Source organism: Lentzea sp. NPDC102401 (genome assembly GCF_044765805.1).
Taxonomy (GTDB): Bacteria; Actinomycetota; Actinomycetes; order Mycobacteriales; family Pseudonocardiaceae; genus Lentzea; species Lentzea sokolovensis.
In genome coordinates this window covers 364,015-385,841 of the sequence record NZ_JBIWKS010000004.1, presented here as the reverse complement: position 1 = coordinate 385,841, position 21,827 = coordinate 364,015, and the positions used below count along the sequence as shown (strand labels likewise).

At 69.1% G+C, this 21,827-nt stretch carries 23 protein-coding genes; 15 read left to right on the top strand and 8 right to left on the bottom strand.

Annotated elements, in window-relative coordinates; genetic code table 11:
- Positions 1-5 precede the first annotated feature (5 nt).
- The 3 genes from murG to ACIRG5_RS16890 are packed head-to-tail and all read left to right on the top strand — an operon-like array spanning position 6 to position 3,219.
- Positions 6-1,109 carry an undecaprenyldiphospho-muramoylpentapeptide beta-N-acetylglucosaminyltransferase gene (gene murG, locus ACIRG5_RS16900; protein WP_402905545.1) on the top strand — a complete coding sequence of 368 codons (1,104 nt, stop codon included), beginning with the start codon at positions 6-8 and terminating at the stop codon, positions 1,107-1,109.
- On the top strand, positions 1,106-2,473 hold the full coding sequence (gene murC, locus ACIRG5_RS16895; RefSeq protein WP_402905543.1) for a UDP-N-acetylmuramate--L-alanine ligase: 1,368 nt from the start codon (positions 1,106-1,108) through the stop codon (positions 2,471-2,473). Before murG ends, murC begins: the two co-directional genes overlap by 4 nt.
- Positions 2,470-3,219 carry a cell division protein FtsQ/DivIB gene (locus ACIRG5_RS16890; protein ID WP_402905541.1) on the top strand — a complete coding sequence of 250 codons (750 nt, stop codon included), beginning with the start codon at positions 2,470-2,472 and terminating at the stop codon, positions 3,217-3,219. Before murC ends, ACIRG5_RS16890 begins: the two co-directional genes overlap by 4 nt.
- Here the strand turns inward: ACIRG5_RS16890 and ACIRG5_RS16885 are convergent.
- Together ACIRG5_RS16885 and ACIRG5_RS16880 are read right to left on the bottom strand one after the other, a co-directional pair.
- Positions 3,216-3,578, bottom strand: coding sequence for a hypothetical protein (locus ACIRG5_RS16885; protein WP_402905539.1), 363 nt, complete (start codon positions 3,576-3,578; stop codon positions 3,216-3,218). The genes ACIRG5_RS16890 and ACIRG5_RS16885 overlap by 4 nt on opposite strands.
- Positions 3,579-3,802: 224 nt before the next feature.
- Entirely contained in the window at positions 3,803-3,928 is a 126-nt protein-coding gene (locus ACIRG5_RS16880; protein WP_402905537.1) for a hypothetical protein, read from the bottom strand.
- Between the two features lie 94 nt (positions 3,929-4,022).
- On the opposite strand from ACIRG5_RS16880, the gene crtI reads away from it, so the two are divergent.
- Positions 4,023-5,444: a phytoene desaturase family protein gene (crtI, locus tag ACIRG5_RS16875; protein WP_402905535.1), complete on the top strand. Its 1,422-nt coding sequence runs from the start codon at positions 4,023-4,025 to the stop codon at positions 5,442-5,444.
- A gap of 21 nt (positions 5,445-5,465) precedes the next feature.
- Positions 5,466-5,960, top strand: coding sequence for a DinB family protein (locus ACIRG5_RS16870; RefSeq protein ID WP_402905533.1), 495 nt, complete (start codon positions 5,466-5,468; stop codon positions 5,958-5,960).
- Here ACIRG5_RS16870 and ACIRG5_RS16865 read toward each other — a convergent pair.
- On the bottom strand, positions 5,957-6,829 hold the full coding sequence (locus ACIRG5_RS16865; protein ID WP_402905532.1) for an RICIN domain-containing protein: 873 nt from the start codon (positions 6,827-6,829) through the stop codon (positions 5,957-5,959). The genes ACIRG5_RS16870 and ACIRG5_RS16865 overlap by 4 nt on opposite strands.
- Before the next feature lie 327 nt (positions 6,830-7,156).
- On the opposite strand from ACIRG5_RS16865, the gene ftsZ reads away from it, so the two are divergent.
- The 8 genes from ftsZ to ACIRG5_RS16825 all read left to right on the top strand — a co-directional run bounded on the left by ftsZ (position 7,157) and on the right by ACIRG5_RS16825 (position 13,845).
- Positions 7,157-8,479: a cell division protein FtsZ gene (gene ftsZ, locus ACIRG5_RS16860; RefSeq protein ID WP_402905530.1), complete on the top strand. Its 1,323-nt coding sequence runs from the start codon at positions 7,157-7,159 to the stop codon at positions 8,477-8,479.
- A gap of 860 nt (positions 8,480-9,339) precedes the next feature.
- Positions 9,340-10,044, top strand: a complete 705-nt coding sequence (gene pgeF / locus ACIRG5_RS16855) for a peptidoglycan editing factor PgeF (RefSeq protein WP_402905528.1) — start codon at positions 9,340-9,342, stop codon at positions 10,042-10,044.
- The gene (locus ACIRG5_RS16850) at positions 10,041-10,739 is read left to right on the top strand and encodes a YggS family pyridoxal phosphate-dependent enzyme (protein ID WP_402905526.1); all 699 of its coding nucleotides are present in this window, start codon (positions 10,041-10,043) and stop codon (positions 10,737-10,739) included. The genes pgeF and ACIRG5_RS16850 overlap by 4 nt, the downstream gene beginning before the upstream one ends.
- A 67-nt stretch (positions 10,740-10,806) precedes the next feature.
- The gene (gene sepF, locus ACIRG5_RS16845) at positions 10,807-11,460 is read left to right on the top strand and encodes a cell division protein SepF (protein ID WP_402905525.1); all 654 of its coding nucleotides are present in this window, start codon (positions 10,807-10,809) and stop codon (positions 11,458-11,460) included.
- 18 nt (positions 11,461-11,478) lie between these two features.
- On the top strand, positions 11,479-11,754 hold the full coding sequence (locus ACIRG5_RS16840) for a YggT family protein (protein ID WP_402906187.1): 276 nt from the start codon (positions 11,479-11,481) through the stop codon (positions 11,752-11,754).
- 48 nt (positions 11,755-11,802) lie between these two features.
- The gene (locus tag ACIRG5_RS16835) at positions 11,803-12,618 is read left to right on the top strand and encodes a DivIVA domain-containing protein (protein ID WP_093597422.1); all 816 of its coding nucleotides are present in this window, start codon (positions 11,803-11,805) and stop codon (positions 12,616-12,618) included.
- Between the two features lie 15 nt (positions 12,619-12,633).
- Positions 12,634-13,119, top strand: coding sequence for a hypothetical protein (locus ACIRG5_RS16830; protein ID WP_319977325.1), 486 nt, complete (start codon positions 12,634-12,636; stop codon positions 13,117-13,119).
- 249 nt (positions 13,120-13,368) lie between these two features.
- Complete coding sequence (locus ACIRG5_RS16825; RefSeq protein ID WP_402905522.1) at positions 13,369-13,845, top strand: hypothetical protein; 477 nt, start codon at positions 13,369-13,371, stop codon at positions 13,843-13,845.
- Here the strand turns inward: ACIRG5_RS16825 and ACIRG5_RS16820 are convergent.
- The 4 genes from ACIRG5_RS16820 to ACIRG5_RS16805 form a co-directional block, all read right to left on the bottom strand.
- Positions 13,829-14,293: a hypothetical protein gene (locus ACIRG5_RS16820; protein ID WP_402905520.1), complete on the bottom strand. Its 465-nt coding sequence runs from the start codon at positions 14,291-14,293 to the stop codon at positions 13,829-13,831. The two genes, ACIRG5_RS16825 and ACIRG5_RS16820, sit on opposite strands and share 17 nt — an antisense overlap.
- Before the next feature lie 17 nt (positions 14,294-14,310).
- Positions 14,311-14,757: a hypothetical protein gene (locus tag ACIRG5_RS16815; RefSeq protein WP_402905518.1), complete on the bottom strand. Its 447-nt coding sequence runs from the start codon at positions 14,755-14,757 to the stop codon at positions 14,311-14,313.
- Between the two features lie 69 nt (positions 14,758-14,826).
- Complete coding sequence (locus tag ACIRG5_RS16810) at positions 14,827-15,981, bottom strand: BTAD domain-containing putative transcriptional regulator (protein ID WP_402905516.1); 1,155 nt, start codon at positions 15,979-15,981, stop codon at positions 14,827-14,829.
- The gene (locus tag ACIRG5_RS16805; RefSeq protein ID WP_402905514.1) at positions 15,978-16,322 is read right to left on the bottom strand and encodes a DoxX family protein; all 345 of its coding nucleotides are present in this window, start codon (positions 16,320-16,322) and stop codon (positions 15,978-15,980) included. The genes ACIRG5_RS16810 and ACIRG5_RS16805 overlap by 4 nt, the downstream gene beginning before the upstream one ends.
- A 247-nt stretch (positions 16,323-16,569) precedes the next feature.
- Here ACIRG5_RS16805 and ileS point away from each other — a divergent pair, with 247 nt between their 5' ends.
- Both ileS and ACIRG5_RS16795 read left to right on the top strand, forming a co-directional pair.
- Positions 16,570-19,674 carry an isoleucine--tRNA ligase gene (gene ileS, locus ACIRG5_RS16800; protein WP_402905512.1) on the top strand — a complete coding sequence of 1,035 codons (3,105 nt, stop codon included), beginning with the start codon at positions 16,570-16,572 and terminating at the stop codon, positions 19,672-19,674.
- 155 nt (positions 19,675-19,829) lie between these two features.
- Positions 19,830-21,350 carry a hypothetical protein gene (locus tag ACIRG5_RS16795; RefSeq protein ID WP_402905510.1) on the top strand — a complete coding sequence of 507 codons (1,521 nt, stop codon included), beginning with the start codon at positions 19,830-19,832 and terminating at the stop codon, positions 21,348-21,350.
- Here the strand turns inward: ACIRG5_RS16795 and ACIRG5_RS16790 are convergent.
- The gene (locus ACIRG5_RS16790; RefSeq protein WP_402905508.1) at positions 21,314-21,793 is read right to left on the bottom strand and encodes an SRPBCC family protein; all 480 of its coding nucleotides are present in this window, start codon (positions 21,791-21,793) and stop codon (positions 21,314-21,316) included. The two genes, ACIRG5_RS16795 and ACIRG5_RS16790, sit on opposite strands and share 37 nt — an antisense overlap.
- Between the last annotated feature and the right edge of the window lie 34 nt (positions 21,794-21,827).

The following is a 21,827-nucleotide window of genomic DNA, read 5'->3' as shown; positions in this document are numbered from 1 at the left end:
AAGTCTTGACCGGGCACCCTGCCCCCAGTGGTCCGTGCGTCGTGGTCGCAGGTGGTGGCACCGCGGGTCACATCGAGCCGGCACTGGCGCTGGCCGACGCGGTCATGCGGCTGCGGCCGGACGCGCGCGTCGTCGCGCTCGGCACCGCGCGCGGCCTCGAGAGCAAGATCGTGCCGGCCCGCGGGTACCCGCTGGAGCTGATCCCGCCGGTGCCGATGCCGCGCAAGCCCACGCTGGACCTGCTGAAGCTGCCGCTGAACGTGCGCGGCGCCGTGAAGCAGACCCGTGAGGTGCTGGAGCGCGTCGGCGCGGACGTCGTCGTCGGGTTCGGCGGCTACGTGGCGCTGCCCGCGTACCTGGCCGCGCGTGGCCGCATCCCCATCGTCGTGCACGAGGCGAACGCCAAGGCCGGGCTCGCGAACAAGGTCGGCGCCAAGTTCGCCGCGCACGTCGCCGCGGCCGTGCCGGACTCCGGTCTCACCGACGCGGAGATCATCGGCATCCCGCTGCGCCAGTCGATCACGACGCTGAACCGCGCCGCGTTGCGCGACGAGGCCCGCCGCTTCTTCGGCCTGGACCCGCACGCACCGGTGCTGCTGGTGTTCGGCGGTTCGCAGGGCGCGCGTTCGATCAACGAGGCCGTGGCGCCCGTGGCGGCGGAGTTCGCCCGCGCCGGCGTTGGCGTGCTGCACGCGTACGGCCCGAAGAACTCCGTTGCGGTGCAACAGGTTCCGGGCGCTCCGGCGTACGTGCCGGTGCCGTACCTGGAGCGCATGGACCTCGCGTACGCCGCCGCGGACGCCGTGCTGTGCCGTTCGGGCGCGATGACCGTCGCCGAGGTGTCGGCCGTCGGCCTGCCCGCGATCTTCGTGCCGCTGCCGATCGGCAACGGTGAGCAGGCTTTGAACGCCGGCCCGGTCGTCTCCGCGGGCGGTGGCCTGCTGGTGCCGGACTCGGAACTGACGCAGCAGTTGGTCGCGTCGCTGGTGGTGCCGCTGATGGCGGACCGCAACCGGCTCGCGCAGATGTCCGCCGCGACGCTCGGCACCGGCCGCCGCGAAGCGGACGAGATCCTGGCCCGCTCCGTGCTGGAGGTGATCAAGAAGTGAGTCTCGAACGAGTTCACCTCGTCGGCATCGGTGGTGCCGGCATGAGCGGCATCGCCCGCATCCTGCTGGCCCGAGGCGCGCAGGTGTCCGGTTCGGACGCCAAGGACTCGCGGACCGTGCTGGCCCTGCGCGCCCAGGGCGCGCGGATCGCCGTCGGCCACGACGCGTCGAACCTGGACCAGCTCGTCGGCGGTCCGACCGAGGTCGTGGTGTCGACCGCGATCAAGGACACGAACCCGGAGTACGCGGCGGCCCGTGAGCGCGGCATCACCGTGCTGCGCCGTGCCGAGGCTCTCGCGGCGTTGATGGAAGACCATCGCGTCGTGTGTGTCGCCGGAACGCACGGCAAGACGTCGACCACGTCGATGCTCACCGTCGCGTTGCAGCACTGCCGCGTCGACCCGTCGTTCGCGATCGGCGGCGACCTGAACGAGTCCGGCGCCAACGCCCACCAGGGCACCGGTGGCGTGTTCGTGGCCGAGGCGGACGAGTCCGACGGCTCCTTCCTGTTCTTCTCGCCGTCCGTCGCCGTCGTGACGAACGTCGAAGCCGACCACCTCGACCACCACGGCACCGTCGAGGCCTACACGGCCGTGTTCGACTCGTTCCTGGAGCGGATCGTGCCCGGCGGCGTACTGGTGTCCTGTGTGGACGATCCCGGCGCGGCGCGGCTGATCACCGAGGCTCGCGCGCGTGGGATCCGGGTGCGCGAGTACGGACGTTCGGCCACCGACGCGCGTCTCGTCGACTACAAGCCGCTCGAGTCCGGTGGCCTGGCGTCGGTCGAGATCGACGGCGTGGCGGTCGAGGTCCGGGTCGCGGTGCCGGGCGAGCACATGGCGTTGAACGCGATCGCCGCGCTGCTGGCCGGTCTGGAGCTCGGTGCCGACCAGGCCGGGCTGCTCGAAGGCCTCGCCGCCTTCGGTGGCGTGCGGCGGCGGTTCGAGTTCAAGGGCCGCGGCAACGGCGTGTCCGTCTACGACGACTACGCGCACCACCCGACCGAGGTCGACGCACAGCTGCGTGCCGCGCGTCCGGTCGCGGGTGCCGGCCGTGTCGTCGTGGTGTTCCAGCCGCACCTGTACTCCAGGACCCGTACGTTCGCGACCGAGTTCGCCGCCGCGTTGTCGCTGGCGGACGAGGTCGTCGTGCTGGACGTCTACGGCGCGCGCGAGGAGCCGGAGCCCGGCGTGACCGGTGCCCTGATCGCGGACCAGGTCACGGCTTCCGTGCACTACGAGCCCTCGTTCGACCGGGTGCCGGCGCTGGTGGCGTCACTGGTGCGTGAGGGCGACCTGGTGGTGACCATGGGTGCGGGCGACGTGACGATGCTCGGCCCCGAGATCGTCAGCGCCCTGTCATGAGCGCACCGGTTCGCGGCAGGTCCACGCGAGTTCGCTCCGCGAACCGGAGACCGAAGAGTGCTGAGCACCGGGCGCGGCGCAGGGTGATCCTGCGCCGCCGCCTGGTGGCGTTGCTGTCCGTGATTTCCGTGCTGGCCTTGGCCTACTGCGTGTTCTTCACGCCGTTGCTGGGCGTCCGCCAGGTCGACGTCCGCGGCAACGTGGCGCTGACCGAGGACGAGGTCCGTGCCGTCGCGGCGATCGACTCCGGCTCCCCGTTGGTGCGCCTGGACCTCCAGGAGATCCACGACCGCGTGGCGGGCATCCCGCGCGTCGCCGCGGTCGAGGTCGAACGCCAGCTCCCCGGCACGGTCCGGCTGCTGATCACCGAACGCGCCCCGGTCGGCTCGGTGAAGCTGCCCGACGGCTTCCACCTGATCGACTCCACCGGCAAGGACTACGCGATCCTCCCGGCCGCCGCGCCGGGCGTCCCCGAACTGGTGCTCACCCTGCCCTCGTCCTCGGACCCGGCCACTCGCGCCGTGGTCGGGGTCGTGAACGGGCTGCCGGAGAAGCTGCGGCCCGAGGTGGTGTCGGTGGCGGCGACGACCAGTGCCGACGTGAAGCTGACGCTCACGGGGGACCGCGTGGTGAAGTGGGGCAGCTCCGACGACACGGCGCGCAAGGGGGCCGTGCTGCTCGTGCTGCTCACACGGGAGGGCAAGACCTACGACGTGTCATCACCTGACCTGGCCACGGTTTCCTAGCCCAGAGTCAGGTGGAAGCCCTCTGTCATGGCCTCCTGTTGCGTCTTCCAGATCACACCGCGGTTGGAGTTGCCGGTGCTCGCGCCGTAGAGGCGCTCGCCTGAGGGCAGGTCCCGCACCGTGAAGGTGAAGTAGCAGCTGTCCTTGCCCTTGTCCTCTTTGAGCGTGGACACACCCAGCACCTTGTTGTCCTGGTTGACGATCTCCACCTGCGCGCCGTCGCGCATGTCGCTGTAGCCACCCGACCCGCAGTACCCGGCGACGGTCATGCTGCCGTCCACGGAGAACGTGTCGGGGGCGCCCCACTCCGCTGAGGCACGGCCGAAGCCGAACCCGAGTCCGCCCGCTGTCAGTGCCACCAGCGCGAAGCCGATCGCCAGCCACGGCGGCCGGCGTTTCGGTGGTGGCTCCGGTCCTACGGTCTCTACTGGTGGAAATGGTTCCACTGCGGTCCTTCAGTTCGAGGTCGTGCTGTCAGCGCCGTGGTGCCGGCGGCCTTGACGGCGTCGGGAGCCGGCGCGAACGCCGGTACGGGGACCGAGGATTCGGCTGGGAGCACAAGGGATTCTCCTGAGGATCGCCGCTAGCCGTTCGGCCTCAGCCGCGCCATCGCGACCCGTACGACGAGGCTGCCCAGCCTGCTCGTGACGAGTTCCAACACGATCGCCTCGATGACGAGCGAACGCACGGACGCGGGTGCGGGTGCCAAGACATGCCTCCTGGTGATGAACGACTAACGTGCTCATCGGACAGCCACTCGCGGTATTAGCCAGAATGATCGTTGTCACCCGAAGGAAGTACTCGTGCCGGGCCACGTCGTAGTTGTGGGCGCCGGTCTCGCCGGACTGTCCTCTGCGTTGCACCTGCGGGGAACCGGTCGCCGGGTCACCGTGCTCGAGAAGGCCGACGCACCGGGTGGCCGGGCCGGCACCGTTCGCGTCGGCGGGTTCACCGCGGACAGCGGGCCGACCGTGCTGACGATGCCCGAGTACCTGGAGGAGGCGTTCGATGCGGTGGGGGAACGGCTTTCCGACTGGCTGACGCTCGAACGGGTCGATCCCGCCTATCGCGCCCGGTTCGCGGACGGGTCGGGTATCGCGGTGCACACCGATGCGGCCGCGATGGAGGACGAGGTCCGCACCGTCTGCGGCGCAAGGGAAGCGGCCGGGTACCGGGAGCTGCGACGATGGCTCGGTGAGCTGTACTCGGTGCAGCGCGAGCACTTCATCGGCGCGAACTTCGACTCGCCGTTCGACCTGCTGCGGCCGGAGCTCGTGAAGCTGGCGGCGCTGGGCGGGTTCGGGCGGCTGGAACCTCGGCTGCGGCGATTCTTGCGGGACGAACGGCTGATCAGACTCTTTTCGTTCCAGGCTTTGTACGCCGGTGTGCCGCCACAGCGGGCTCTCGCGGCGTACGCGGTCATCGCGTACATGGACACCATCGCGGGCGTGTACTACCCGCGCGGCGGGATGCATGCGGTGCCTCAGGCGCTGGCCGCAGCTGCGACGAAGCACGGCGCGGAGTTCCGTTACGACGCAACGGTCACACGGCTGGAGTGGCGAGGTGCGCGTGTGGTGGCCGTGCACACCGCTGAGGAGCGCATCGAGTGTGACGCGGTGGTGTTGGCGTGTGAGCTGCCGGACGCCTACCGGTTGCTCGGGAAGTCTCCGCAGAGGGTGCTGCCACATCGGTGGTCGCCATCTGCGGTGGTGTTGCACGCCGCGACGGACCGCACGTGGGACCTCGGGCACCACAACATCCTGTTCGGGGCGGCGTGGCGGGGCACGTTCGACGAGATCGTCCACAAGGGACGGTTGATGTCCGATCCGTCGTTGCTCGTCACGCACGCGCGGGACGGGCTGCACTACGTGCTGGCGCCGTGTCCGAACCTCAGGACCGGACCGATCGACTGGAAACGCGTCGGACCCCGCTATCGCGACGAGCTGGTGCGGACGCTGGAAGCGCGCGGGCTGGACGGCTTCGGCGCGGCGGTGCGGGACGAGGTGCTCGTGACGCCCGCGGACTGGGGCAACGCGGCGGGGACGCCGTTCGGGCTCGCGCACACCTTCGCGCAGACGGGACCGTTCCGGCCGCGCAACGTCGTGCGAGGCGCTGAGAACGTGGCGCTGGCGGGCGCGGGGACCACACCGGGTGTCGGTGTGCCGCCGGTCCTGATCTCCGGACGGCTCGCGGCCCGGCGGATAAATGCGGTGCGGCCGCGTTGACCCTCATGCAGGCTGCGCCGCATGACACGCACCGCACCACCACTCGTCGCCGATGAGCGCGCGACGTACACGGCCCTGCTGGACTACCTGCGCGCCACGATCGAACTGAAGGTCGAGGGCCTGGCCGACGGCGACGCGTCGCGGGCGGTGCTGCCGTCGAAGCTCACGACGGCGGCCGGCGTGGTGAAGCACGTGCGGTGGGTCGAGCACCACTGGTTCGAGGTGGTGCTCGCGGGACGTGCGTCGCGGGCCCCGTACACGATGGAGGACCCCGACGCGGACTGGCGCGTGGAGGAGGGCGAGACCCTCGCGGGGTTCCTCGCGGACTACCGCGCGCAGTGCTCGGTGAGCCGGGAGATCCTCGCCGGCCTGGAGCTCGACGCCGAGGTGCCGTTCCGGGGCGATCGGGCGGTCTCGGCCCGATGGGTGCTCGCCCACGTCATCGAGGAGACCGCCCGGCACGCCGGTCAGCTGGACGTCGTCAGGGAACTGCTGGACGGCACCGTCGGGGACTAGGCGACGCTGATGGTCCAGCTCTCGAAGGTGGTGTAGGTGCTGCCGCGGGTGTTGATCCACAGCTCCCGCCCGACCGGCATGAGGTAGCGCTGGTCGGAGGACTGCCGGATGCGGAAGTCGCCGGTCCTGACCGGTTCGAACGTCCACAGCTGCTGGGCGTCGGCCGGGTCGCAGTCGAACTCGTAGGCGTTGATGCCTCCGTGCTTCGCTGAGACGCACTTGCCCGACGCGATGTTGCGCAGCATGGTGTCGCCACCGATCTCGATCCGCTGGAACTTCTGCTCGGGCACGTCCGCGCAGGGCTGGTGGTAGACCGACGAGCTGTATCCCGTCGGCGTCACGCAGCCGTAGCTGGTGTCGTGCACGCTCGCGATGCGAACGATCTGGCCGGCGGTGTCGACGGGCACCGCGGTGCCGGTCTGCCGCACCCGCCAGCGCTGGTGGTTCGTGTCGGCGAACTCCCAGGTCCACACACCTTCCGTGGTGTCGGCGTAGACCTGACCGAACTTGATCCGCACCGTGCCCGCCACGTCCGGCACCAGTTCGGCGAACTGGGTCGTCTCCGCCTCGTCGTCGCAGACGTCGTGCCACAGCCCGAACGTCGTGTCCATGCACGAGCGCGTGCCGAGGTTGCGCAGCAGATGTCGGTCGTTGCCCAGCGGGATCTGCTCGAAGCGCTGGCTGGGCGTGTCGTCGCAGGCGGCGAGTTCGTGCAGGCCGTCCCGCGGGTTCGGTTGCAGGCACTGGCCGTGCGCGACACTGCTGATCTCGATGATCGGATTGCCTTCCGGCGCCGCACTCGCGGGTGCGGCCGTCACTGCCCCCAGAGCGATCGCGGCCAGCACGACGCTCAGCATCTTCATCCCCATCTACCGACGGTGGCGACGGGACGCCTGGAAAGGTGTGGAAGTGACGTAGGGATGGGCGAGACGATCTCTCATTCGACGTCCGACTAGGCTTGCGGTGCGTCGTCCTCAGGATCGCGCGCAACTACTTGACGGCACGACCGGGGAGTAGTAGCGCACAGTGTTGGGACCCTACGGCGTGGCTGCTGGACCGACGCACCGTCGGTGCTTACCGTCCAGCAGGAACATATGGGGTTGACATAACTCTGAACCTCGATGAGAGGTTGAGAGTTTCAATCCGGGTGCATCTCACCCAGCACAGCGCGGACCACGATCAGGAAGGCGGATCCGATGACGCCCCCGCACAACTATCTCGCGGTGATCAAGGTCGTCGGCATCGGTGGAGGCGGCGTCAACGCCGTCAACCGCATGATCGAGGTCGGGCTGAAGGGCGTCGAGTTCATCGCGGTGAACACCGACGCCCAGGCCTTGCTGATGTCTGATGCCGACGTCAAGCTCGACATCGGCCGCGAATTGACGCGTGGCCTCGGCGCGGGTGCGAACCCCGAGGTCGGCCACAAGGCCGCCGAAGACCACCGCGAGGAGATCGAGGAGGTCCTCAAGGGGGCCGACATGGTCTTCGTGACCGCGGGTGAGGGCGGCGGCACGGGCACCGGCGGCGCGCCGGTCGTGGCCTCGATCGCCCGCAAGCTCGGCGCACTGACCATCGGCGTGGTGACGCGCCCGTTCTCGTTCGAGGGCAAGCGCCGCGCCAAGCAGGCGGAAGACGGCATCCAGGCCCTGCGCAACGAGTGCGACACGCTCATCGTCATCCCCAACGACCGGCTGCTGCAGCTCGGCGACATCGGCGTCAGCCTGATGGACGCCTTCCGGTCCGCGGACGAGGTGCTCCTCTCCGGTGTCCAGGGCATCACCGACCTGATCACGACCCCCGGTCTGATCAACCTGGACTTCGCCGACGTCAAGTCGGTCATGTCCGGCGCGGGTTCGGCGTTGATGGGCATCGGCTCGGCCAGAGGAGAGGGTCGAGCGGTGCAGGCCGCGCAGAAGGCCATCAACTCGCCGCTGCTGGAAGCCTCGATGGAGGGCGCGCACGGCGTGCTGCTGTCGATCGCCGGCGGCTCCGACCTGGGCCTCTTCGAGATCAACGAGTCCGCGTCGCTGGTCCAGGAGGCCGCGCACCCGGACGCGAACATCATCTTCGGTACGGTCATCGACGACTCCCTGGGCGACGAGGTCCGGGTCACGGTGATCGCGGCCGGCTTCGACAGCGGCGGCCCCACGCACAAGAAGCTGGAGCCGACGGCGCTGTCCTCGCAGCCTCGGACCGCTACCGGACCCATCGCCTCTGCCACCGCGGTGCCCACGCACGTCCAGCAGCCGGTGGCGCAGACTCCGCCGCCCGTGCAGGCGCCTCCGGTTCAGCAGCCGGTGCAGCACGTGCAGCAGGCGCAGCCCGAGGTTCGGCAGGCTCCGCCTGTGCAGCAGCCTCAGACGACTGTGCCGCCGCAGCCCTCGCCGGCTCAGGGGAACGGGTACGTGCCTTCTGTGCCTCGGTCGCTTTCGCCGAACGGGTCGTTGCCTTCTCGGCCGGTGCCGGTCACCGAGGACCCGGATGACGAGGTGGACGTGCCGCCGTTCATGCGGCGGTGATGTGCCGGCGCGGCTGCTGGGTGCGGCTGTGCTGGGTTAGGCCGGGGTAGATGCGGCCTTGTGACTTGTGGCGATGATCTTGTCGGACCCCCTGAGCAGCGTTTGGGCTCAGGGGGTCTTCCTGTTGGGGGGACGCCTGCGTCAGCTTGGTCTCCGTTGGGGCGTTGGTCTGGCGGGTGGCGGCTTTGAGGGTGGTCGGCTTGCCTGGGGGCTTGCGTTGGCCTCGCGGGTTGTGACCGGGCGGGTTGCGACCGGGCGGGGGGCCTGACCGGGCGGGGGCCTGACCGGGCGGGCGGTTGGCTTGCGGGCGGCCGGCCTGCGTTGGGCGGGTCGTGACCGTGCACGTGGTCGGCTTGCGGGTCGCGGCCGTGCGGGTGGTCGCCTTGCGGGTCGTGACCGTGCGGGTGGTCACCTTGCGATCCGCGGCCGGACGGGTGGTCGCCTTGCGGGCGGCCAGCTTGCGTTGGGTGCTTCCCCTGGGGGCTCTGCCCCCAGACCCCCGGCAATCTGATCGGGGGGAGGGCGCCGTGGGTGGGTGGATGGCACGCCTGTTGCGTTGGGCGGCTGCCTGTTGCGTAGTGGGTTGCGTTGGCGGTGGGGTCCCGCCACGAGCCGCACCAGGAGCGGGCCACACCTGAGGGGTGAGGTCAAGTCGACGAAAAGCGTGTCGACTTGACCTCACCCCTCAGGTGCAGCAAGTGCTGTGGTGCGACTCGTGACGGGACCCCACCGCCGGGCCCGCTCGGTAAGAACGGCTCGCCTTCGGCGTCGCGGGTGGGTGGGTGGGTGGGTGCCGTGAGTGCGTGTGGGCTTGGGGCGGCTTGCCGGAGTGTGTCGGTGGCGCGAACTAGGGTGTGGGGGTGCGCATTCGTCGTGTTGTCACCACCCGCGCCGGTGGCGTGTCCAAGGGGCCCTACGAGTCGTTCAACCTCGGCGATCATGTTGGGGATGACGGGGAGGCGGTCGAGGCCAATCGTGCTCGGCTCGCGGAGGGCATCGGGCTTTCGCCCGACCGGTTGGTCTGGATGGAGCAGGTGCATGGGCGCACTGTTGCCACCGTGGACGGGCCGCAGGCTGAGCCGCTTGAGGCCACTGATGCTGTTGTGACGAAAAGGGCTGGTCTCGGGCTTGTCGTGTTGACGGCGGACTGCGTGCCGGTGTTGCTCGGCGATCAGGAGGCCGGGGTCGTCGGGGCGGTGCACGCCGGGCGTGTGGGGGCTCGGGTCGGGGTGGTTGTCGAGGCTCTCAAGGCGATGATGGCGCTGGGAGCCGAGCTTGAGCGCATCGAGGTTCTGCTTGGGCCCTCGGTGTGCGGCGAGTGCTACGAGGTGCCCGCGGACATGCAGCGGGACGTCGAGAAGCACTTGCCCGGTAGTGCGTCCAAGTCGCGGAAGGGTACGCCCGCGCTGGATCTTCGGGCCGGGTTGTGGAACCAGCTCGGGAGCGCCGGGGTCGGGAAGATCGGGGTCGACCCGCGGTGCACGTTCGAGGAGAAGGACCTGTTCAGCCATCGGCGGCAGGCGCCCACCGGGCGGCTCGCGTCGGTCATCTGGATCGAGCCGTGAACCGGGCCGAGGAGCTGAAGGAGAACCTCGCCGAGGTCGAGGAACGCATCGCCAAGGCGTGTGAGGCGGCGGGGCGGGCTCGGGACGAAGTGATGTTGCTCGCGGTGACGAAAACGTGGCCCGCGAGCGATGTGGAGATCCTTTACGGGCTCGGATTGCGGCACTTCGCGGAAAATCGCGATCAGGAGGCCGGCGTGAAGGTCGGCCAATTGAGACATCTCGAAGAAGCTCGTTGGCACATGGTCGGGCGATTGCAGCGCAACAAAGCGAAGTCCGTCGTCGAGTGGGCCGATCAGGTCGACTCGGTGGACAGCGTCCGGCTGGCGGAGGCGTTGGCCAGGGCGGCGCACGCGAAAGGCAAGACGCTCGACGTGTTGCTGCAGGTCAGCATCGATGGTGACACATCGCGCGGTGGGGTTGCTGTTGCGGATGTGGCGGAACTGGCTGGCGTGATCACTCGTTCGGGTGATCTTATTCTCCGGGGTGCGATGACTGTCGCGCCCAGGACGATGAACCCAGCGCAGGCGTTTCAGGCGTTGGTTTCGGTGGTATCTGGCCTACGTGATCATCATCCCACTGCCATCGGAGTGTCAGCGGGAATGAGCGGTGACCTGGAAGATGCCATCTCGCACGGATCGACCTGTGTGCGTGTCGGAACGGCGTTGCTCGGCAGCCGGCGACTAACCTCGCCGTAGGTTGTCGGGAACCTCGGGACCGTCCGCACCGTCCCTAAGAGTGGGGAACCGCCGAGGAGGGGCTGGAATGAGCGCTTTGCACAAGCTGAAGGCCTACTTCGGGATGGTCCCCGCCGAGTACGCAGACGACCCCGGCTACGACGACGACCGCGGCCGCTACGGCGACTACCGGTCCGAGTACGCGGCCGAGGCCGATGATTACGACCCATACCCGCGGCGCAACCGCGTGTTCACACCGGGCCGGTCGGAGCTTCAGGGCTCCGGATACCGGGCCGACATCGACGAGTCGGACGACTACGAGCCGGAGCCGCGGCGCGGGGGCAGCCCCTCGAGCACGCGACGCTGGAGTGCCGATGCACCCGTGCACGGCGCACTCGCTGTCGAGCCGCAGCGCGAGCCCGTGAGCAGGCTGCGTCCCGTTGCCGAACCGGCAAGCAACCCGTTGGCGCGCATCACCACGCTTCACCCCCGTACCTACAGCGAGGCGCGCACGATCGGGGAGCACTACCGCGACGGCACACCGGTGATCTTGAACCTGACCGACATGGACGACGCGGACGCGAAGCGTCTCGTCGACTTCTCGGCCGGACTCGCGTTCGCTCTACGCGGGTCCATGGACAAGATCACCAGCAGGGTGTTCCTTCTCTCACCGCCGAACGTTGACGTCACGGCGGAGGACCGCAGGAAGCTGGCGGAGGGTGGGTTCGGGAACCACGGTTAGAGTTGACCCGTGGACCCGATCTGGCTCGTCATCTTCTACGTCCTGTTCGCGTTCTCCCTGTTCCTGACCGCGCGTGTCGTGGTCGAGATGGTGAGGACGTTCGCGAGGGAATGGCGCCCGGCGGGCGGCGTAGCCGTGACGCTTGAGACCGTGTACACGGTCACCGACCCACCGGTCCTCCTGCTCCGTCGGGTGATCCCGACTGTGCGGATCGGGGGCGTCGGGCTGGACCTATCGATTATTGTGCTGTGGCTAGTCGTTATCATTCTGATGCGATTCGCAGATCCCAGGTGACGGGGAACCGTGGGATGACCGCAGCCCAGGAGTGCGAGAGGTGATCCGATGCCGTTGACCCCCGCTGACGTGCACAACGTTGCATTCAGCAAGCCGCCGATTGGCAAGCGGGGCTACAACGAGGACGAGGTGGACGCGTTCCTCGACCTGGTTGAGGGCGAGCTCGCCCGCTTGATCGAGGAGAACAACGACCTCCGTCAGCAGGTCGAGCAGCTCGACCAGCAGCTTGAGACGTCGCGCGCCGACCTCGACGACGCGCGTGCCAAGGCTTCTTCCAGCCCCATGACGACCCGTATGCCGGTCGAGGAGCCGCGCCGCCTGGCGCCGGTCCCGCCGCCTTCGGTCATGGAGCAGACGTCCCCCGGTGGTGGCGGAGACCACCACGTGCAGGCCGCGAAGGTCCTGGGTCTCGCCCAGGAGATGGCGGACCGGCTGACGGGCGAGGCGAAGGCCGAAGCGGACGGCATGCTGTCCGAGGCCCGCACGAAGTCCGAGCAGCTGCTGTCCGAGGCCCGCGCCAAGGCCGACACGATGGTCAACGAGGCACGCACGCGTGCCGAGACCATGCTCAACGACGCGCGGACGCGTTCGGAGACTCTGGAGCGGCAGGCCCGTGAGAAGGCCACCGCGCTGGACCGTGACGCGCAGCGCAAGCACGCCGAGGTGATGGGCAACATCACCCAGGAGAAGAACACGCTCGAGAAGCAGATCGACAAGCTGCAGACGTTCGAGCGCGAGTACCGCACGCGACTGAAGACGATGCTCGAGTCGTCCCTGCGCGACCTCCAGGACCGCGGCCCGGCCGCTCCGTCCGAGGGTCGTTCCCAGGGCTACTCGTTCGGCGCACGCGCTGAAGCGGGCTGAACTACTGTTCGCTAGGTGCTCTTCGTAGTTCTACTTCTGGTGCTGGCAGCCCTCGGGTTGCTCGTTCCTGCGCTGGCCACGTCCAACACGATCTGGGCGTGGTCGTCCGTGGGCGCGAGCGTGCTCGCCGCCTTGGTCCTTGCTTGGGACTGGTGGCGACGGCGACCGGGGGACCCCGCTGCCGACGCGCAGAGTGTAGATCAACAAGCTGTAGCTGATGATCAACGGGTAGTGGTGCCGGCGGAAGCCGACACGCCGCCCGCTGACGAGGAACCACTGGAAGAGGACACCGACGCGGCGGACCTGCTCGTCGTGGCCGATCTGGTGGACGAGGTCCGGGTGCTGGACGAGCGGCCCCGGTATCACCTGAGCTCGTGCTCCTGGCTTGCCGGGAGGCCCACGCTGGGCCTCCCGGTGCAGGAGGCACGGCAGTTGCAGTTCACGCCTTGCGCCCACTGCACCCCTGACGCGGTGCTGGTGCGCAGGAGCCGTACCGCCTGATTTCGTCCGTTCCGCGGACGAACCGTGCGGTCTGACGGTACGAACGAGCCATGAGGCGCAGAGCCCTGGCCCTCGTTTCCGCATTCGTCCTCGCCGGTGCAGCCCCCGCGACCGCTCAGCCTGAGCTGGCTCGGTGCGCGCCCGCAGATCTGCGTGGTGACGCGATCAGCTTCCGCACCGATGATCACGTCGTGTTGCGTGGGCTGGTGCTCGGCAGCGGATGGTTGTCATTGGCCCGGCAGTTCGCGGGTGACGGTTACCAGGTGCTTCTCCACCAGGCGCGAGCCGAGGTCGTTCCGAGGGGGCGAGTACCGGTACGGCCTGGACGTGATGGCCGCCGCGCGGGAACTCCAGCGTCTTGACGCGACCTCGATCGTGGCCGCAGGGGCCGGTACCGGCGCCACCGTTGTCGCCGCGACAGCCGAGAGGATCTCCGGCCTGAAGGGGCTGGTCCTGCTCACCCCGCTCGCGATCACCAGGCAGGGCACGGAACTGGACGCCGTGGCGGGCGTCAGGGCGGTCGAGGTGCCGTCGTTCGTCGCCGCGGCGCGGGACGACATCTTGGCCGATGGAGCACACGAGGTCGCCGGGGCCGCGTCGGACACCTTCCTCGAACGCTGGGTGCTGCCGATCACCGGCGTGGTGCTGCTGCTCGTGGTGGCCGGGGTGGTCGTGCTCCGCCGGCGGAACACGACCACCCCGCCAGACGTCAGCGCCGGTAGCTGATCTTCGCCCGGAACGTGCTGTCCGGCCTGTCCTCGTAGTGCTGTTCGATCGCGCCGTCGAACTCCGAGATCAGACCCTCGTCGTTGTACGCGATGTGTGTGACGTCGAAGTCGCCGCCGTTGTCGTACCAGCCGAAGCCGTGGTTCACGACCAGGACCTTCTGATCCTCGAAGTGGCCCTCGGTGATCCGCTGCCCGTCGTGGCGGTACAGCTCGATCATGAGGTACTCCCACCCGTCGGAGGACTCGCCCTTGATCCGGATGAGGTTGCCTTCCTCGGAGTCCTCGCGCACGGAGAACAGCTCCGGTGGCGTCCAGGTGCCGGAACGGCCCTGGGTGGGCCACGCACTGGCGTCCGAGTCCCAGATCAGGTGGCCGGTGGCGTCGGCCGAGGCGGGTGTCGCGGTGGCCAACAGCAGTGCGGATGCGGTCAGAACAGCTCGAATCACGAACTCCCCCAGAGATGTCAGCGGTTGAAGTCGACCCGTGCCCGGAACGCGTTGAAGGGCTGGTCTCCGCAGGTGTGCGTGATCGACGCCGCGAACACGTCGGTCCAGCCGTCGGCGTTGTACTCGACGCGGTCGACGGTGAAGTCCGCCGTGTCGTCGGTGCAGACGAAGCCGTCGCCGAAGACCCTGACCTGCTCGTCGTGGTACGAGCCGGCGGTGATCAGCTGTTCGTCGTGCCGCTTCAGCTCGACGAGGACGTAGTCCTCCACGCCGTTGGGCTCGGCGTGGATCCTGATCGTGTTGTCGGACCGGCGCAGCCCGACCCGGATCTCATCGGCGGGAGCCGACCAGGTCGCGGACCGGCCGCCGATCGGCCGGGCGTTGGCTTCGGCCTCGAAGGAGAACTCCTGTACCGGAGCGACGACGGTGGTGCTCAGCAAAGCGGCGAGTGCCAGAATTTTCACGTGATCCCCCAATCACCTCGTCGAGAAGTCTGGAGGAGGGGGAACTCGGTGCGCCATGCGTGAATCTACTCAGAGCACCACCGGGCGTGCGCCGTGCGCGGTGACGAGGCCGGGCAGGCGTTCGCGGCTCGTCACGACGACACGGCACCGCGGCGTACCCGGTAGCAGCGGCACGACCTGGGCGGTGTCGGCGGCGTTGTCGAGCACGATCAGCATTCGGCGGTCGGCCAGCAACGTGCGGTAGAGCGCTGTCTGCGCGTGCGGTTCCGGTGGGATGCCGTCGGGACTGGTGCCCAGCGCGGTGATGAACCCGCGGACGACGTCGGCCGGATCGGAACCGTCGAGGTCCACGAACAACTGGCCGTCCGGGTAGTCGGCGGCGTGTTCGTGCGCCCAGTGCAGCGCGAGCCGCGTCTTTCCCGTGCCTGCCGGACCGGTGATGGTGACGATCGGCCCGGCGAGGTCGAGAGCAGCCAGTTCGGCTGTCATTCCGGTGAAATCCGTTGGAGCGGCGGGAAGTTGGCGTGGACTCCACTGTGGACGCTGAGTCAACGACGCGTGCAGGTCGCGCAACGCGGGACCGGGGTCGAGGCCCAGTTCGTCCGCGAGCCGGTCGCGAAGCTGCGAGTAGTGGGCGAGCGCCTCGGGGCGTTGACCGGCGCCGATCAACGCGCGCATCAGCTGGCTCGCGAGCCGTTCGTCGAGCGGGCGTTCGGACGTGCGGGCGGTCAGCTCGGCGACCAGCGAGAGGTGCTCACCCGCGGCCAGGCGCGCGTCGGTGCGGTCGAGCTCGGCGGCGGTGATCTCGCCCGCCAGCGTCTCGCGCAGGCCGGCGAACCACGCGCCGTGCAGGCCCGCGAACGGTTCGCCGCGCACGAGCGCCATGGCCTCGTCGGGGCGTCCGAGCGCGACGAGAGAGCGGAACCGGTGCAGGTCGATGGACGCGGGGTCGGTCTCCAGCACGTACCCGCCGGAGCGGCGGACGATCGGGGTGCCGTCGAGCGCGGTCCGCAGCCGGGACATGTAGCTGTACAGGGCGGCCTTGGCCTGCCGCGGCGGCGCGTCGTCCCACACCCGTGCCAGCAGCTTGTCGATGCCGACGACCTGGTTGACGTCCACCAGCAGCACCGCCAGCACGCTCAGCTGGCGGGCGTGACCGACATCGACGAGGTCGGCGCCGAGCCGGATCTCAGGTGCGCCGAGGACGCGGAACTCGTGCCTCACCGGTCCAGGAACAGCAGCATGATCAGCAACCCCAGCAGCGCCAGGTCCACGACCACGCCCGCCGGCTTCGAGTCGTACCTCAGCCGGGTGATCGTGGCACCGACCATCAGCAGCCCGAGCCCCACGGTGGCCGCGTGCGCCACCCACTCCCACGTGACCAGGCCGATGACCAGGCCCGCCGCACCGGCCCACTCCAGTGCGCCGATGGTGCGCCACAGCGCCGGGTTCATCCGGAAGTGGTCGCGGGCCTCGAGTGACGCCTTCGCCCCGAACAGCTTGCCCGCGCCTGTCGCCACGAACAGCAGGGCCAGCACGATCGACAACGCGATGGTCAACGTCATCGCGCGAGCATACGGTTTGCGCCTGCGGTTACTCTGTAACTCACAGGCACCGATCCGGCCATCACCGGGGAGCCTCCGGAAGAACGGGTGCGCGAGCGCCTCAGTAGAACCGGACGGGGCCGGCCCGTCACAGCCGAAGAACGAGAGGCTCGTCGTCAGACGGGCAAGCGGGGTGGTACCGCGGCAGGCCGAGCCACATCGGCGTGTCGTCCTCGCGTGTCGCATCTGACCGCGAGGAGCAGTGAAGATGGCCTACCCCAGGGCCGGAGCGAACGAGGTCCCGGCGCAGCCGTCCTTTCCGAACCTCGAGCAGGACGTGCTCGGGTACTGGAAGGACGACGAGACCTTCCAGGCGAGCATCGACCGCAACCCGGTGGGCGAGAGCGGCGAGAACGAGTTCGTCTTCTACGACGGCCCGCCGTTCGCCAACGGTCTGCCGCACTACGGGCACCTGCTGACCGGCTACGTCAAGGACGTCGTGCCGCGCTACCAGACGATGCGCGGCAAGCACGTCGAGCGCCGGTTCGGCTGGGACACGCACGGCATGCCGGCCGAGTACGAGGCCGAGAAGCAGCTGGGCATCACGCAGAAGCACGAGATCGACGAGCTCGGCATCGAGAAGTTCAACGAGGCCTGCCGCACGTCCGTGCTGCAGTACACGGACCAGTGGCGCGAGTACGTGACGCGGCAGGCGCGCTGGGTCGACTTCGACAACGACTACAAGACGCTCGACCTCGACTACATGGAAAGCGTCATGTGGGCGTTCAAGGCCTTGTGGGACAAGGGCTTGATCTACGAGGGCTTCCGGGTGCTCTGGTACTGCTGGCGTTGCCAGACGCCGTTGTCCAACACCGAGACCAAGATGGACGACGCCTACCGGGACCGGCAGGACCCCGCCGTCACGGTGGCGCTGCGCCTCGAGTCCGGTGAGAAGGCCCTGGTCTGGACGACCACGCCGTGGACGCTGCCGAGCAACCTGGCCGCCGCCGTGCACCCGGACGTCGACTACGTGACCGTGGTCGGTTCCGACGGCGACAAGTACCTGCTGGCCGAGGCCCGCGTCGCGGCGTACGCGCGTGAGCTGGGCGAGGAGCCCGAGGTCGTCGCCCGCTGCAAGGGCTCGGACCTGGTCGGCAAGAAGTACCTGCCGCCGTTCGACTTCTTCGTGGGCCGCGAGAACGCGCACCAGGTCCTGACGGCCGACTACGTGACCACCGACGACGGCACGGGCATCGTCCACATCGCACCGGCGTTCGGTGAGGACGACAAGGTCGTGACGGACGCGGCGGGCATCGAGGTCGTCGTGCCGGTCGGGCCGGACGGCAAGTTCACCGCCGAGGTGGCGCCGTACCAGGGCGTGCACGTCTTCGAGGCGAACAAGCTGATCATCCGCGACCTCAAGGACGCGGGCCTGCTGCTGCGCCACGAGACCTACGACCACCCGTACCCGCACTGCTGGCGGTGTGCGAACCCGCTGATCCAGCGCGCGCTGTCGGCGTGGTTCGTCGCGGTCACGCAGTTCAAGGACCGGATGGTCGAGCTCAACCAGCAGATCAACTGGGTGCCGGGCCACATCAAGGACGGCCAGTTCGGCAAGTGGCTCGAGAACGCGCGCGACTGGAACATCTCGCGCAACCGGTACTGGGGCTCGCCGCTGCCCGTGTGGACCTCGGACAACCCCGAGTTCCCCCGCACGGACGTGTACGGGTCGCTGGACGAGCTGGAGCGCGACTTCGGCGTGCGTCCGGACAACCTGCACCGGCCGTTCATCGACGAGCTGACGAGGCCGAACCCGGACGACCCGAGCGGTCAGTCCGTCATGCGGCGCATCCCGGACGTGCTCGACTGCTGGTTCGAGTCGGGCTCGATGTCGTTCGCGCAGGTGCACTACCCGTTCGAGAACGCGGCGTGGTTCGAGAACCACTACCCCGGCGACTTCATCGTCGAGTACAACGGGCAGACGCGCGGCTGGTTCTACACGCTGCACGTGCTCGCGACGGCGTTGTTCGACCGTCCCGCGTTCCGCGACTGCGTGGCGCACGGCATCGTGCTCGGTGACGACGGTCAGAAGATGTCCAAGTCGCTGAAGAACTACCCGAGCGTCAACGAGGTCTTCGACCGCGACGGCTCGGACGCCATGCGCTGGTTCCTCATGGCGTCGCCGATCCTGCGCGGTGGCGACCTCGTGGTGACCGAGCGCGGCATCCGGGACGCGGTGCGCCAGGCGGTGCTGCCGCTGTGGAACTCCTGGTACTTCCTCGCGTTGTACTCCAACGCTTCCGGGAAGGAGGGCACGTGGCGCGTCGACTCGAAGAACGTGCTCGACCGGTACGCGCTGGCGAAGACGCACGACCTGGTGCGCGACGTCCAGGCGGCGATGGACGTCTACGACATCTCCGGTGCGTGCCAGCTGGTGCGCGAGTACCTGGAGGTGCTGACGAACTGGTACGTGCGGCGGTCGCGGCAGCGGTTCTGGGACGGTGACCAGGACGCGATCGACACCCTGCACACCGTGCTGGAGATCGTGACGCGCGTGACGGCGCCGTTGCTGCCGTACACGACCGAGGTCGTGTGGCGCGGGCTGACCGGTGGCCGTTCGGTGCACCTGACGGACTTCCCGTCGGTTGACGACGTGCCGGCGGACGACGCGCTGGTGGCGGCGATGGACGAGGTGCGTGACGTCTGCTCGACGGCGTTGTCGCTGCGCAAGGCGAACAAGCTGCGCGTGCGGCTTCCGCTGGCGCGCCTGACGGTCGCGTCGCCGGTGGCGGGCTCGCTGGAGGACTTCGCCGAGATCGTGCGCGACGAGGTCAACGTCAAGGAGGTGTCGCTGTCCACGGACGTCGACGCCTACGGGCAGTTCCAGCTGGTCGTCAACGCGCGTGCCGCCGGTCCGCGGCTCGGGCCGAACGTGCAGAAGGTCATCAAGGCCGTCAAGGCCGGCGACTGGTCCGAAGTGGACGGAAAGATCGTCGCCGCCGGTGTCGAGCTGTTCGAGGGCGAGTACGAACAGCGCCTGGTGGCAACGGATCCCGCCGCCACGGCCGCTCTGCCGGGCGGTGCCGGTGTCGTCGTGCTCGACACGGTGCTGTCGCCGGAGCTGGAGGCCGAGGGCGTCGCGCGTGACCTGGTGCGCGTCGTGCAGCAGGCGCGCAAGGACGCTCAGCTCGACGTGTCCGACCGGATCACGCTGACGCTGGAGCTTCCGGACGCGGTGCGTTCCGCTGTGGAGCCGCACCTGGAGTTCGTGCAGTCGGAGACGCTGACGACCTCGGTGGTGTTCGGCGAGGGCTCTGCGGAGGGCACGGTCGGCGACGGCCTGAAGGTGAAGGTCGCTGTCGCCAAGGCCTGATCCTCGGGCCGACTAGCAGGTGCGCGGGGTCGCCGTCTTCGGACGGCGGCCCCGCTTCCTGCGCATTCAAGAAAAATGTCAGATCTCGTCACTACGGTCGGAACCAGGCCAACCCGCAAGGGGATTGCCAAGGTTCCGACTGGGGGAAGTGCGAGATGAAGGCTTTGCTGATCGCGTCCATGAGTGCGCTGAGCCTGCTGACACCGGTGTCGGCGTCGGCGGCCATCTGCACGTGGACGTCCGCTGACCTGCCGCTGCCTGCGGACACTCAGTTCTCGGATCTCGCCGGCGCGGCCGCCGACGGCAGCTACGTGCTGGGCACGGGCGTCGCGACGCCGTGGAGAGACGTGGCCCTGTTGTGGCACAACGGTTCCGTTGAGTCGCTGCCGCTGGCGCCCGGCGAGGTCCCGAACGACGTCAACGCCTCGGGCACCGTCCTGATCAACTCCTCGGAGGGCCGGGCCCGCCGCGGTGGCGTGGAGCTGAACCCGTTGCCGGGCACCAACTACGCCTGGGCGGCGGCGCTCAACGGCTCGGGCACGGCGGTCGGCCGCTCCGGTGGTTCGATGGCGATCTGGCCTGCGGGGTCGGCGGACCCGCGCCCGGTCTCCGGCACCGACGACAACGCGAGCTGGACCGTCGCCGGCATCGACGAACAGGGCCGCGTGGCCGCCTGGCGCCTGGGCCAGGCCGGGGAGCCCACCCAGTCCTACGTGTGGGACGAGGCGGGCGAGCGCACCCTCCTGAGCCCGCTGCGGGGCTACAGCAAGACGAGGGTCCAGGGCATCCGCAACGGCCGGGTGGTCGGCTTCTCGGCACAGGAGCACTGGGCGAACCCGGTCGGCGTGGAGTGGGACCTGCGGGGCAACGTCGTTCGTGCCCTGGAAGGTTCGGCCGAGGCCACGGACGTCACCTCGTCCGGCGACGTCCTGGGGCGCACCGAGGGCGGCGACCTCCCCGGCCCGGCCGCGGTCTGGCGCGCCACGGGCCAGGTCGAACAGCCTCCGGTGCCCGCGCTCTACGAGGAGTTCGCGGACGACGGGTCGCTGTACGGCTGGTCGTACCGCGCAGGCACCTACACCCCCCGTGCACGCCCGCTGCGAGTGATCTCGCCACCAGACGCAACACCTCGCATCGATGCGGACACCTCCAGGCGATCGGTTGATCTCTCTGAGAGGTGTGGCGAATGGTTGCTTGGGATGGCGCCTGACGATGGGCGTCGCGGTGTTGATCACGGGTGCGTTCGTCGCACCCGCCGTCGCGCAGGCGGAGACGGGATGCGAGTGGATCAGGACCGAGGTCAGTCGGTCGTGATCTGGCATCAGGAGGCGCCGGGGACGGTGACGTTCCCGGCGCAGCGGTCTTCCGTCGACATGAACCGGAACGGCGTGTTGCTCAGCGCCGCGGCGAGGTGGACGGAAGGTCCGGTGGAGCGTTGGTGGTCTGGCCGGCCGAGTCCACCTCGCCGCGGCTGCCCGAAGGCACTGACGACGGGGTGTCGTGGTCGCCTCAGGGAATCGACGACGCGGGCAACGTCGTCGGCGGTGTCAGCGAGGACGGGCCGCGGCGGTACCACCTGTGGCATCGGCAGGGTCGACCAGTTGCCCCACGACGTGTTCCCGGACGTGTTCGGCGGGCGCTACTTCGCGGGTCCCGTGAAGCTGCGCTGCTCCTGACGCTTCATCGCCGTGCCGAGCACCCGCCGCACCAGCCGGACCCAGGGGGACCACCTGGCCGGTGCGGCGGGCTCGCGTCCCGCCGCGCGCTCGAAGTCGTCGAACAGGTCCTCCAGGCACGCGTCGTGCAGCCAGCGGACCACCAGCGCCCAGCGGATCCGCGTGGCCAGGGGGAAGTCGCCGACGAGTTCGTGCCGCACGACGGTGCCGGACGCCGACAGGGTGTGCGTGCCGTGGCCCTCGCGGAACGCGAAGGTGATCGACTCGCCGGGTGTGAACGAGGTGCAGTGGTAGCGGATCGGGCCGTGGCCGCCGTCCGCGCCGACCCCCAGTGGGCGGTCGAACTCCTGCTTGCCCCACGCGGGCGGCCAGAGTTCCTGGATGCGGTCGACGAACGGGCCCGCGGGCACGCCGAGGTCGCGGGTGTGGACGTTCCTGATCATGAGAATCCCCTTCCATACGCTGCCGTATGTTCCT